Origin of the sequence: Kosakonia sp. BYX6, assembly GCF_038449125.1 — a bacterium.
Taxonomy (GTDB): domain Bacteria; phylum Pseudomonadota; class Gammaproteobacteria; order Enterobacterales; family Enterobacteriaceae; genus Kosakonia; species Kosakonia calanthes.
The window spans coordinates 4,423,989-4,436,392 of record NZ_CP151800.1; the positions used below are offsets into that span (position 1 = coordinate 4,423,989).

The following is a 12,404-nucleotide window of genomic DNA, read 5'->3' on the forward strand; positions in this document are numbered from 1 at the left end:
AAGCGCAGCGCCACCTGACACTCGTTTTCACCGTTGTAAAAGGATGTTCCCATGGATGTTGTAAGAAAACGCCACTGGTGGCAAAGCTCAAAAGTTGCGTGGGCCGCCATCACCTTAATTGGGCTTTTAGTGGCTTACCTTGTCGTCATGATGTATGCCCAGGGGGAATACCTTTTTGCCATCACCACGCTCGTGCTTAGCTCGGCGGGCCTCTACATTTTTGCGAACCGCAAGGCCTACGCCTGGCGCTATGTTTACCCCGGCGTGGCAGGTATGGGGCTGTTTGTTCTGTTCCCGCTGATTTGCACCATCGCCATCGCGTTCACCAACTACAGCAGTACTAACCAGTTAACGCAGGAGCGCGCGCAGCAGGTATTGCTCGATCGCGCATATCAGGCGGGAAAAGCCTATAACTTCGGGCTTTACCCGGCGGGCGATACCTGGCAACTGGCGCTGACCGACGGTGACAGCGGCAAAAATTACCTCTCTGACGCGTTCAAACCTGGCACAGAACAGCAACTGACGTTAAAAGAAGTGGCGAACTTGCCCGCAGGTGAACGCGCCAATCTGCGTGTCATTACGCAAAACCGCCAGGCGCTGAACCAACTCACCGCAATTTTGCCGGACGAGAGCAAAGTCGCCATGAGTTCGTTGCGCCAGTTCTCCGGTACGCGCCCACTTTACCAGGTCGAACCGGACGGCACGCTGCTCAACAACCAGAGCGGTGCCAAATACCGCGCGAACAATGAGATTGGCTTCTTTCAGGCGATTAACGCCGACGGCAGTTGGGGCAGCGAAAAACTCAGCCCCGGTTATACCGTGACCATCGGCTGGGATAACTTTACCCGCGTGTTTGTTGATGAAGGCATTCAGAAACCGTTTCTCGCGATTTTCGTCTGGACGGTGCTGTTCTCGGTGCTCACCGTGGTGCTCACCGTGGCCGTGGGCATGGTGCTGGCCTGCGTGGTGCAGTGGGAATCCCTAAAAGGCAAAGCGATTTATCGCGTGCTGCTGATTCTGCCCTATGCGGTGCCGTCATTCATTTCGATCCTGATCTTCAAAGGCTTGTTTAACCAGAGTTTCGGTGAGATCAACATGATGCTGAGCGCGCTGTTTGGCATCAAACCGGCGTGGTTTAGCGATCCGACAACCGCCCGCGCGATGATCGTCATTGTGAATACCTGGCTCGGTTACCCCTACATGATGATCCTCTGCATGGGCCTGCTGAAAGCGATCCCCGACGATCTGTATGAAGCGTCGGCGATGGACGGCGCCGGGCCGTTGCAGAACTTTTTCCGCATCACGTTTCCGCTGCTGATCAAGCCGCTGACACCGCTGATGATCGCGAGCTTCGCCTTTAACTTTAATAACTTTGTGCTGATCCAACTGCTGACCAACGGCGGGCCGGATCGCATTGGCACCACCACGCCAGCGGGTTATACCGATCTGCTGGTGAGCTACACCTACCGCATCGCCTTTGAAGGCGGCGGCGGTCAGGACTTTGGGCTTGCTGCCGCCATCGCCACGCTGATCTTCCTGCTGGTGGGCGCGCTGGCTATCGTCAACCTGAAAGCCACGCGCATGAAATTCGATTAAGGAGGACGAAAATTATGGCTATGGTGCAGGCGAAATCGCAAAAGCTGCGACTGTTTATCACCCACGCGTTACTGCTGGTGTTTATTGCCGCCATTATGTTTCCGCTGCTGATGGTCGTCGCCATTTCGTTGCGTGAAGGCAACTTCGCGACCGGCAGCTTAATCCCGGAAAATATCTCGTGGGAGCACTGGCGACTGGCGCTGGGCTTTAGCGTCGAACACGCCGACGGACACGTCACACCGCCGCCGTTCCCGGTGCTGCTGTGGCTGTGGAACTCGGTGAAAATCGCCGGGATCACCGCCGTGGGCATTGTCGCGCTCTCCACGACCTGCGCGTACGCCTTTGCCCGCATGCGTTTTCGCGGCAAAGCGACGCTGCTGAAAGGGATGCTGATTTTCCAGATGTTCCCGGCGGTGCTGTCGCTGGTGGCGTTATATGCATTGTTTGACCGCCTCGGCCAGTACATTCCGTTTATTGGGCTGAATACACACGGTGGGGTGATCTTCGCTTATCTCGGCGGAATTGCGCTGCATGTGTGGACGATCAAAGGGTATTTCGAAACCATCGACGGATCGCTGGAAGAAGCGGCCGCGCTGGATGGCGCAACGCCGTGGCAGGCATTCCGCCTGGTGCTGTTGCCGCTGTCGGTGCCGATCCTCGCGGTGGTGTTTATTCTGTCGTTTATCGCCGCCATCACCGAAGTGCCGGTCGCGTCACTGCTGTTGCGCGATGTGAACAGCTACACGCTGGCGGTCGGCATGCAGCAATATCTCAATCCGCAAAACTATTTGTGGGGCGATTTTGCCGCGGCGGCGGTGCTCTCCGCCATCCCGATTACGCTGGTTTTCCTGCTGGCTCAGCGCTGGTTGGTTAACGGCCTAACCGCAGGCGGTGTGAAAGGTTAAGTTTCATCGTTGTTATTACTGAAGTTATTGCCACTGCACCCTCAACTTGTATTAACGCTAACTTGTGAAGTCATTGGCGGCCTTAAAGGCCGCCTTTTTTTATTCACGCTTCAGCCGTGATGAATTGCACAACCATAACGTGATCACCATCAGCAGGATCGCCGCTGAGTAGATCAGCACATCCATTGGCGACTGATGATCGATGATGATCAAGCGGACAATCGCGGTAATACCGATATAGATAAAATAGCGCAGCGGGAAGTGCAGACCGGACTGAAAGTATTTCACAATCAGGGCGATAAATTCGAAGTAGAGGAAATAGACCACCAGTCCTTCCACCAGCTCATATTTGCTGGTTTGTACCGGGGAAAACAGCACATCTGCCAGATGCAGCGTCTCTTTCCCCAGAAAGACAATCAGGATCAAACCCAGCGCCAGCAGGCCCAGGCTTAGCACGGTCTGCAAGATGGTCGAAATAAACTCAACGCGCGGACGAGTTAGCGACGTCATAACAGCACCTCGTTGTTCAGGGAGAAAAGTATGTGGAGACCCCTTTGTATATCCCGGAAATGTGATCCAGATCTACTTTTTTTACTTATCTTGCATAACGCCTCGTGATGAGATGCGTCATTGAAATTTCGACGCAGAAGGCCAAAAAGAGAATGGTGACAGTACGTAAGGCGAACACAGACGACGCGGCGTTGTTAAGTGAAATGGGCTATGCCAGTTACACGCACCATTTTGCCCCTCTGTGGCGTGAAAAAAGTGAATTAGCCGCTTTTTTGCAACAAGAGTATTCCCTGCCGGTGCTGCAAAAGAGCCTGCAAAGCGAGGCCAGCAGTTGGTTTATCGCGCTCGCCCCGGCACCGGTAGGTTTCGCGAAAGTCTCCTGGCATTGCGCCGTCGAAGACAACGGCCCGGCGGGAACATTACTGCATAAACTCTATTTTCTCCCCGGCGAAACGGGCAAAGGCTACGGCGAACAGGTGTTTGCACAGATGGTGCGCCTGGCGAAAAAACGAGGGGAAACCTTTTTCTGGCTGGAAGTGTTGGATGCCAATCCACAAGCGCGGCGTTTTTATACCCGCCAGGGGTTGGCACATATTAAAGATGTCGTATTTAGCACGCCGTCCCAGCAAAGCACGCTGCATATTTTGGGTAGACATATTTAACTTTTTGCGGGAAGCGTCGTTAACAGCGCTTCCCGAATGCGCAGGCGTTAAATTTATGGATTTGTGTATTCTAAAATCTCTTCGCCAAGCAATGTGCAGTCAGGAAGAAAAATAAATCGCATTCTGTATTTACCTTTATAAATATAGCCCCACGTTTCTAACACATCGAAATGCTGTAATTTATTTCCCGGGTTCGTTATTTTATTTAGCGGCGAAACCTTATCATCAATAACTATTCTGCTGTCATTATCACGAAAGTAGGCGAGTAGTTTGTTTGACTCCTTTAGCGCTTCGCCTTTACAAGCAAGTGAAGATTTCATTTCTGCTGCCGAGATATTAACGGCAGGAAAAAACAATAAACAAAATATTAGTGCAGTCAAGATTCTCATATTAAATACCTAATTCTCTTTTTGCTCTTACCAGGGCATTTTTTCTTTCCTGAAGCCCATTATAGCCACCGTTCACTAATAGCGTGACTTTGTTTATATCGTCTCTGTCTGCTGCGGCATTTACATTTCGCAAATCCCAATAGTAACAAGCGGCCTTGACGGCAACATAAGGGTTTGTGCCGACGCGGGTTGGGTTGTTAACGTAATCTTTGTTGAATGTCTTACCAAATTTATCGTAATTTTCCCTGCCGGTAAGGTGTAACAGCCCACGACCAATGAATGTGGGGCCATCTCCTTGCTGCGTATTTCCTAACCCTCGACCGATAGCCGTATCATAGTCATATTCCTTGCCGCCATACTTTGGCACCTCTGTTAACTGCGCGAAGTTCGCGGTCTCAACGCAAGCCTGTGCAAGAAAATGTGCGACCCTGAGCTTTGTATTAATTCGATAAATAGTAAACCAGTTATTCAAATGCGGTGCGATTGCATGAACATTATAATATTGAGAATTAAGCAAGCTTTCTTTGTGATTATAATGTCTGGCTATATTCCAAAGCATATCAGCACTAATATCCATCATCGTTAACCCCCACATCCTGTAGTGAGTGAATGAAATAACGCTGGATACGTTGTCAGATATTTTTTATGGCTACTTTGATTTACATCAGCGAATGAATTCTATTGCCAGAATATTTAAATGTGTGGATAGAGAAATAATTAAAAAATGAACCCCTCATCTCCTCTTTTTAGCGAGAGAAGATGAGGGGAAATAAATCATTACTGGAAGTTAATCGATTTATCGCTGGTCAAACTGTACAGGTCAAACTTACGACCCAGTTTCTGACCACCGTCACGCGTCAGCGGTGTCCAGCCAATGGCGGCACGGCTGCGAGTTGGGCCGGTGCTGAACAGATCCAGTGGAACAGAGACGTACACCCCTTTGGTGAAGCTCCCTTCCCCGTACTGCGCCGCGGAGACGTTAGTTTTCGTCGCATACGCACCGACCACAATGCCGCTGTCGAAGTGTTTCGCCACTTCCAGCGTCGCGCCTTTATCGCCCGCCAGATATTGACCAACGCTTGCTTTGATCAGCACATCTTCAGCAAACCACGGCGTCCAATAGGCGGTGAAATGGCCCGTCTTCACGCTGTAATCGCTGAACTTCATCATGTCCTGCGGGCTGCGCCAGTCACGCTGTTTAACATAGTTGGCGTCAATACCGAACGCAAAGTGGCTATCCACCGGACGCCACAACAGTTCTGCACCCGCCCCGCCGAACATCGTTTCCAGATAACCGGCATAGACCTGGCCATAAATGTTATTGCCCAGGTAGTGCATATAGTTGGCTTGCAAGTTATTGACGTAATAGTCGTTTTGCACGTATTCACGCACGCGGGTACGTACGCGCGGCAGCGCCGAGTCGCTGGAGGTGTAGTTAAATTTGTTGTAGTTGTTGACAAGGTTGACGAACAAGCTGCCGGTTGTCAGCAAGTGATCGCTCCACCACCAGTCGGCGGTGGCCATCGCACCAATTTGGTACAAGTAGAAACTTTCCGGCCCGCCGAGGGACTGGTTAAGCACCGGATCGATATGGAAATCGAACGGAGTTTTATCGATATACCAGCCCTGCTCGGTGCTTTCCGGCACGATCGGCGTGACACGGTTTTGCACCAGTTCGGTATCGTGTCCCAGCGGTTCGCCTTCAAGATGACGTTTCAGACTCGCGACATCCGTTTCGGTGGTCACTTCCGGCATATTGAGGCGGTTTTCCGTCACGCGAATGGTGCGAATGCCATCCGGCAAGTCATTCATAATGATGCGGTTTGCGCGTTCAACCCCTTCCTGGGTATGACGATATTTCACCTGTTCACCGGTGACATACAGCGTATCGTCTTTCACCTGAATTTGCGGATCGGCCAGGCCCGCGTTGTATTTCAGCAGCGTAAGCTGATTTGCCACTACCGAGTGTTGCAGGATCGCATCTTGCGGCTGCGGCTGATATTTCGGCCGCGCGTTGTCATTGTAGGACGGGCGCAAGTTATTGAAGTTATTGCGCAGAGTGAAACCAAACATCCAGGTATTGCCGCGCTCGTAGCTCAGGTTGATATCGGCCCAATCGGCCACGCGATAAATGGCGCCCACGTTCACCTTGGTGCGCTGCGGTAAGTCACCGGCGAAGTCCTGCGTGTAGTTATTGCCTTCATACTCCAGCTTCAAACGCAGCGGATTCCAGGGTGTTTGATATTCCACACCGCCGAACAGCGCGCTCGGGCCGTGGAACAACTGGCTGGTATCCGTAGAGCCCGCGGTGTTCAGATCGTTGTTACGCGAACAATATTTCACGTCATACGAACAGAGCGGGTTTTTAATATTGCCGCTGGTGCCGAGGTAACCCCAACCGATACCGAGAGAAAAATCGAACGGCCCCCAGGCTTTGTTCGCCACCAAATATTCACCATCGAACAGCCCTGTACCGCCAATATCGCGCGCGCCAATGGCGACCTGCGGCAACCAGTAACTCTCTTCCCACAGGCGTAATTTCAGATCGAAGGCTTTATCTTTATAAGTCTGATTACCGGAGAAGGATTCGACCGAGCTGTATTTACGCGTACGCACGTCGGTGTAGCGCAGTGTCGTTTCCAGCCACGGGAAAAGCTGCACCGAACCGGAGTAGTAGCGATATTCGTCGTTGTCGCGGTAGTTCAGGCTCAGCTCGCCTTCCGGCGCCATGCGCGCCGTCGGGGTTTGCAGCAAACCCACACCGCCGAAATCCGATTGCGAAGGGCCAATCGGGTCCGGATAAGATTCTGCGTGACAGGCGGCGCTAATTCCCAACGCCAACATGCTTATTACGAACGATTTTTTCATTATTATTCCGGTATCCGATGCGACAGGGACTGAAGAATGTCGGCATTGAGCTCGTCATACTCGTTGCTCCACAAACCCGGTGCAAAACCGACAAAAATCACGCTGCCGGGCATCGGCTCCACGTGACGTCGGTTCCAGTAACCCACCGGTACCTTTTGCGTTTTACCATTGGGATAAATCACCCAGGCGTAGCTGCGTTCCGCGCCGCTCAACAGGCTCTGATCATCCAGGTAACTCACCACATCCCGCTCCGGTGTGAACGGCTTTTTACCTGGGCTACTGACCAGGCCAACAATGGTGATAGAAGTCGGCTGCGGTCCCACCCACAGGGTGTACTCCCCTTGCAATGGTCGGTTGGCGAGGCGGTGCGTGCGCAGATAATCAGGATCCAGTTCGACGATTTGTCGGCCAGTCACTTTCACCGCTTGCAGTTGCTGACGTAACGCATTGATTGCGGCGGCACTGTTGCCGCTTTCGTCCGCCGCCAGCGCGCTGAGCCGTGCCAGCAACGCCTGGTGGCGCGCCTGCTGCGCAATGGTCGCCTGGCGTTCACTGACCACCGCGCCTGGCCACCAGCTATTTGCCAGCCGGGGTTGGCCGACAAGGTCAATCAAACGTTCGGCATTCGATAATTTTTTGGGAGTGCTGTCGCCTGCGGTATAGACATCTACCGTTCCGACAGCCAGCGCCAGCGGTGAGGCGAGGCTTGATAACACCATAAGGAGAGCGCGTATTTTCATTATTTGCCCGCCTTAATCAGTGTGGTTTTCACCGGGAACCAGTTCGCGCCAAGATATTGCTCTGACTGCCTGATCACACCTTCTTCATCCACCCAGTAACGGTTGCGCCAACTTTTGTTATCGGTAGTGACATCTTCGTCGAGAATGCGCACGTGCGTTTCATCACCCGCCAGTTTCACCGTGTCGGTGCCGTTCCAGTGGAATTCGGAACGGGCGGTGGCGTAACGCACCTGCTTGTGTTCGGTCCAGCCCATCGTGCGCGTCCAACTGGTGCCATCGATAATTTGATTCGGTTTCGCCAGAGGGTCAGATGCCAGGTTGTTCATATCAATCAGGTTGTCGCCGCCAAGATGCGTTTTCACGATGCGATAATTTTGCGTGACGATGGTGGCCTGATCTTGCGTCACCCATTTCTGTTGTCCGTTTTCGGAAAAAGCGAGCACGACAAACAGTTGCGGGCCATTGTTTAGCTGCATGTATTGGCTGGCGTACGGCATATTAAGAATGTCTTCATCGGTCAGCTGCACGCCCGGCGTGCCAAATACGCTATTCCAAAGTGAATTCCCGAGGCCTTTGATGTGGCCCGAACATGCCTGAAGGAGCAGGCAAATCAATATGATACCAGGTCGCTTCACGACTCTTCTCCGAAAGGGGCGAAATAACCACACCGAAGTGTGGTTATAGTTAATGCACTCGCTATTACTGAGTACTTGTGGTGGTGGTGGTCGTGGTCCCCGTGTTGGAGCCATCGCCGCCACCGGTTGCTGCTAGAGCAACACCAACCGCAGAACCTACGGTGCTGGCGCTCGTTGCTGCAGAACTACCTGCAGAAACAGAGGTCGCCGCGGACCCTGCCGCTTCACCGATTTGCACCGGTGCCGCAAAAGCAGAAGTCGCCGCAAGCGCGGATATGGCAAAAATGCCATACAGGACTTTTTTCATATCAATATCCCTTCATTGAATGAATGGAGATTTACCTGAAAAAACTCAGGCGATATGGAGTATACACAACTCAAGCATATGAATTACGCATCGGGAAATAGCGGGGAACCTTTTAGGAACATTGTCCCATAGCGTTTATTTGGAGTAGACACATTTAAAAAATGTGATGTAATTCAAATAATTAAATAATGACGCAAACATGACACAATAAGGCTAGTCCTAAAATTTATAGTAAACGATACGGCAATTGTCCTGTTTTTCAGATAAACCTGATGAATGATATCGGCGCTATCACGTCGGAATATTCCCGATAATTAAGCCATAAATAAAATAACGATATTGGAATTACTTATATATCCGTGAGATTGCGATACGGATATTTAGGGGCGGGAATTAAAAATATTCGGCGGGCAAAAAAAAGCGCCGCCGAAGCGACGCTTGCTGAATCAACCGCGCCAGGATTTGTAGCGGTTGATCAAACCATTGGTTGAACTGTCGTGGCTGGAGATGGATTTATCATCGCCCAGCTCAGGCAGAATGCGGTTCGCCAGTTGTTTACCCAGCTCAACGCCCCACTGGTCAAAGGTGAAGATGTTGAGGATTGCACCCTGCGTAAAGATTTTGTGCTCATACAGCGCAATCAGCGCGCCCAGGCTAAACGGGGTGATTTCACGCAGCAGGATGGAGTTGGTTGGGCGGTTGCCTTCGAACACTTTGAACGGCACAACGTGTTCCAGCGTAGCCGGATCTTTCCCCTGATCGCGATATTCCTGCTCAACCACCTCGCGGGATTTACCAAACGCCAGCGCTTCGGTTTGTGCGAAGAAGTTGGAAAGCAGTTTCTGATGGTGATCGGAAAGCGCGTTGTGCGTAATAGCCGGCGCGATGAAATCGCACGGCACCATTTTGGTTCCCTGATGGATCAGCTGATAGAACGCATGCTGGCCGTTGGTGCCCGGCTCGCCCCAGATAATCGGGCCTGTCTGGTAATCCACCGTGTTGCCGTTACGGTCAACGTATTTGCCGTTGGATTCCATGTTGCCCTGCTGGAAATAGGCCGCAAAGCGATGCATGTACTGGTCGTACGGCAGAATCGCTTCGGTTTCCGCACCGAAGAAGTTGTTGTACCAGATGCCGATCAGCGCCAGCAGCACCGGCAGGTTTTTCGAAAGATCCGTGGTGGAGAAATGTTTGTCCATCGCATGCGCGCCACTGAGCAGCTCAACAAAGTTGTCGTAACCGACGGACAGAATGATCGACAGACCAATCGCGGACCACAAAGAATAACGGCCGCCAACCCAATCCCAGAATTCAAACATGTTCGCGGTGTCGATACCGAACTCGCCCACCGCTTTCGCGTTGGTGGAGAGCGCTGCGAAGTGTTTCGCCACGTGTTTTTCATCACAGGCAGTTTTCAGGAACCAGTCGCGCGCGCTATGGGCGTTGGTCATGGTTTCCTGCGTGGTGAAGGTTTTTGACGCCACCAGGAACAGGGTGCTTTCCGGGTTCACTTTTTTCAGCACTTCGGCGATGTGCGTACCATCGACGTTAGAAACAAAGTGCATATTGAGGTGGTTTTTGTACGGGCGCAGCGCTTCGGTCACCATAAACGGGCCGAGGTCGGAACCACCAATACCGATGTTCACCACGTCGGTGATCGGTTTGCCGGTATAGCCTTTCCAGCTACCTGAAATGATCGCTTCAGAGAAGGTTTTCATCTTCTCCAGCACAGCGTTCACTTCCGGCATCACATCTTTGCCGTCGACCACGATAGGCGTATTGCTGCGGTTGCGCAGCGCGACGTGCAGTACGGCGCGATCTTCGGTGCGGTTAATTTTTTCACCGGAGAACATGGATTTGATGGCGCCGGCCAGATCGGTTTCTTTGGCCAGTGCAAGCAGGGTGTCGAGGGTTTCTTGCGTGATGCGGTTTTTGGAGTAATCCACCAGCATCAGATCGTCGAAGGTCGCGGAGAATTTGCTAAAACGGTCGCCATCTTTTGCGAAGAGATCCGCAAGGGTGACGTCCTTCATGTCAGCGTAGTGTTTTTGTAATGCCTGCCAGGCAGAGGTCTGCGTTGGATTGATGTTTTTCATAGCAATACTCTTCTGATTTGAGAATCGTGACTGCGGTCGATTGTAGCGCCTGCGAGGGAAAATTGTGATGGTTTTTGTGCCGAGGCCCTGGTTGCAACGGGCAGAACATGCGCGAAAACCGCCGAAAACAAGCACAACATAAGTCATTTTACTAACAGCAAAAGCAGCATGAAAAATCCGCATAATCCCGGCGTTGACAGTATGCCCGCTCACCCTTTATTTATAAATGCGCTATTTACTGAATGCTTTTCGCCGGATGGCATTTCGTTTATCCGGCCTACAGTTCGTTTTACCCAGGCCCCGCTGTGCCGAGAAAGTAAAATTACCGAGGTTGTTATGACGAGTTTCGTTGTCGCTAAATTTGGCGGCACCAGCGTTGCCGATTACGATGCCATGAACCGCAGTGCGGACGTGGTGCTTGCTGACACCAGCGTTCGCCTGGTTGTCCTTTCCGCTTCCGCCGGCGTCACCAATCTGCTGGTCGCCCTGGCTGAAGGGCTGGAAGCCACTGAACGCTTCGTCAAACTCGACGCGATTCGCAAAATTCAGTTCGATATCCTGGAACGCATGACCAACCAGGCTGTGATTCGCGAAGAGATCGAACGTCTGCTGGAAAATATCACTACCCTTGCTGAAGCCGCTTCACTGGCGACCTCAACCGCCCTGACCGACGAACTGGTCAGCCACGGCGAACTGATGTCGACCCTGCTGTTTGCTGAAGTGCTGCGTGAACGTAGCGCACAGGCGCAATGGTTTGACGTGCGCAAAGTGATGCGCACCAGCGATCGTTTTGGCCGCGCCGAGCCGGATATCGCCGCGCTGGCCGAGCTTGCCACGCAGCAACTGGCTCCGCGTCTCGCCGAAGGTTTAGTGATCACACAAGGTTTTATCGGTAGCGAAGCCAAAGGCCGCACCACCACGCTTGGCCGTGGCGGCAGCGACTATACCGCCGCGCTGCTGGGTGAAGCGCTGCACGCTGCGCGCGTTGATATCTGGACCGACGTGCCGGGCATTTATACCACCGACCCGCGCATTGTGCCGTCGGCGAAACGCATTGATGAGATTGCGTTTGAAGAAGCGGCCGAGATGGCGACATTCGGCGCGAAAGTGCTGCACCCGGCAACGCTGTTGCCTGCGGTACGCAGCGATATTCCGGTGTTTGTCGGCTCCAGCAAAGACCCGAAAGCGGGCGGTACGCTGGTGTGCAACGAAACCACCAACCCACCGCTGTTCCGCGCGCTGGCGCTGCGTCGCAAGCAAACGTTGCTGACGCTGCACAGCCTGAACATGCTGCATTCGCGCGGTTTTCTGGCGGAAGTTTTTGGCATCCTGGCGCGCCATAACATTTCGGTCGATCTGATCACCACCTCCGAAGTCAGCGTGGCGCTGACGCTGGATACCACCGGTTCAACATCGACCGGCGATACCCTGCTGACGCAAGCGCTACTGACGGAGTTGTCATCGCTGTGCCGGGTGGAAGTGGAAGAGGATCTGGCGCTGGTTGCGTTGATTGGAAATGCATTGTCGAAAGCCTGTGGCGTAGGGAAAGAGGTGTTCGGCGTGCTCGAACCGTTCAATATCCGCATGATTTGTTATGGCGCTTCCAGCCATAATCTCTGCTTCCTGGTACCGGGCAAAGAGGCCGAGCAAGTGGTGCAGAAGCTGCACCATAATTTGTTTGAGTAAGGATGATTGT

12 protein-coding genes are annotated in these 12,404 nt (G+C 52.7%); 4 read left to right on the forward strand and 8 right to left on the reverse strand.

Translation table 11 applies throughout. From position 1 onward, the window contains the following. Positions 1 to 51: 51 nt before the first annotated feature. The gene (gene malF, locus AAEY27_RS20680) at positions 52 to 1,596 is read left to right on the forward strand and encodes a maltose ABC transporter permease MalF (RefSeq protein WP_342322655.1); all 1,545 of its coding nucleotides are present in this window, start codon (positions 52 to 54) and stop codon (positions 1,594 to 1,596) included. A 14-nt stretch (positions 1,597 to 1,610) separates the two neighbouring features. Beyond that, positions 1,611 to 2,501 (forward strand): maltose ABC transporter permease MalG, encoded by an 891-nt coding sequence (gene malG / locus AAEY27_RS20685; RefSeq protein WP_342322656.1) that lies wholly within the window; start codon positions 1,611 to 1,613, stop codon positions 2,499 to 2,501. A 99-nt stretch (positions 2,502 to 2,600) separates the two neighbouring features. Here the strand turns inward: malG and psiE are convergent, their stop codons facing one another. Then, the gene (psiE, locus tag AAEY27_RS20690; protein ID WP_342322657.1) at positions 2,601 to 3,011 is read right to left on the reverse strand and encodes a phosphate-starvation-inducible protein PsiE; all 411 of its coding nucleotides are present in this window, start codon (positions 3,009 to 3,011) and stop codon (positions 2,601 to 2,603) included. A gap of 152 nt (positions 3,012 to 3,163) precedes the next feature. Here psiE and AAEY27_RS20695 point away from each other — a divergent pair, with 152 nt between their 5' ends. Then, positions 3,164 to 3,673, forward strand: coding sequence for a GNAT family N-acetyltransferase (locus AAEY27_RS20695; protein ID WP_342322658.1), 510 nt, complete (start codon positions 3,164 to 3,166; stop codon positions 3,671 to 3,673). A gap of 53 nt (positions 3,674 to 3,726) precedes the next feature. Here AAEY27_RS20695 and AAEY27_RS20700 read toward each other — a convergent pair whose 3' ends face one another. The 7 genes from AAEY27_RS20700 to pgi form a co-directional block, all read right to left on the reverse strand. Continuing rightward, complete coding sequence (locus AAEY27_RS20700; protein WP_342322659.1) at positions 3,727 to 4,062, reverse strand: hypothetical protein; 336 nt, start codon at positions 4,060 to 4,062, stop codon at positions 3,727 to 3,729. Between the two features lies 1 nt (position 4,063). Beyond that, complete coding sequence (locus tag AAEY27_RS20705) at positions 4,064 to 4,642, reverse strand: glycoside hydrolase family 19 protein (RefSeq protein ID WP_342322660.1); 579 nt, start codon at positions 4,640 to 4,642, stop codon at positions 4,064 to 4,066. 197 nt (positions 4,643 to 4,839) lie between these two features. After that, positions 4,840 to 6,930 (reverse strand): YjbH domain-containing protein, encoded by a 2,091-nt coding sequence (locus AAEY27_RS20710; protein WP_342322661.1) that lies wholly within the window; start codon positions 6,928 to 6,930, stop codon positions 4,840 to 4,842. A gap of 2 nt (positions 6,931 to 6,932) precedes the next feature. Continuing rightward, complete coding sequence (locus AAEY27_RS20715; RefSeq protein WP_342322662.1) at positions 6,933 to 7,670, reverse strand: capsule biosynthesis GfcC D2 domain-containing protein; 738 nt, start codon at positions 7,668 to 7,670, stop codon at positions 6,933 to 6,935. Continuing rightward, complete coding sequence (locus tag AAEY27_RS20720) at positions 7,670 to 8,305, reverse strand: YjbF family lipoprotein (protein WP_342322663.1); 636 nt, start codon at positions 8,303 to 8,305, stop codon at positions 7,670 to 7,672. The genes AAEY27_RS20715 and AAEY27_RS20720 overlap by 1 nt, the downstream gene beginning before the upstream one ends. Positions 8,306 to 8,369: 64 nt before the next feature. Further along, positions 8,370 to 8,612, reverse strand: coding sequence for an exopolysaccharide production protein YjbE (yjbE, locus tag AAEY27_RS20725; RefSeq protein ID WP_342322664.1), 243 nt, complete (start codon positions 8,610 to 8,612; stop codon positions 8,370 to 8,372). A 446-nt stretch (positions 8,613 to 9,058) separates the two neighbouring features. Continuing rightward, complete coding sequence (pgi, locus tag AAEY27_RS20730; protein WP_342322665.1) at positions 9,059 to 10,708, reverse strand: glucose-6-phosphate isomerase; 1,650 nt, start codon at positions 10,706 to 10,708, stop codon at positions 9,059 to 9,061. A gap of 336 nt (positions 10,709 to 11,044) precedes the next feature. Between pgi and lysC the strand changes: the two genes are divergently transcribed. Beyond that, positions 11,045 to 12,394: a lysine-sensitive aspartokinase 3 gene (gene lysC, locus AAEY27_RS20735; RefSeq protein WP_342322666.1), complete on the forward strand. Its 1,350-nt coding sequence runs from the start codon at positions 11,045 to 11,047 to the stop codon at positions 12,392 to 12,394. Positions 12,395 to 12,404: the final 10 nt, after the last annotated feature.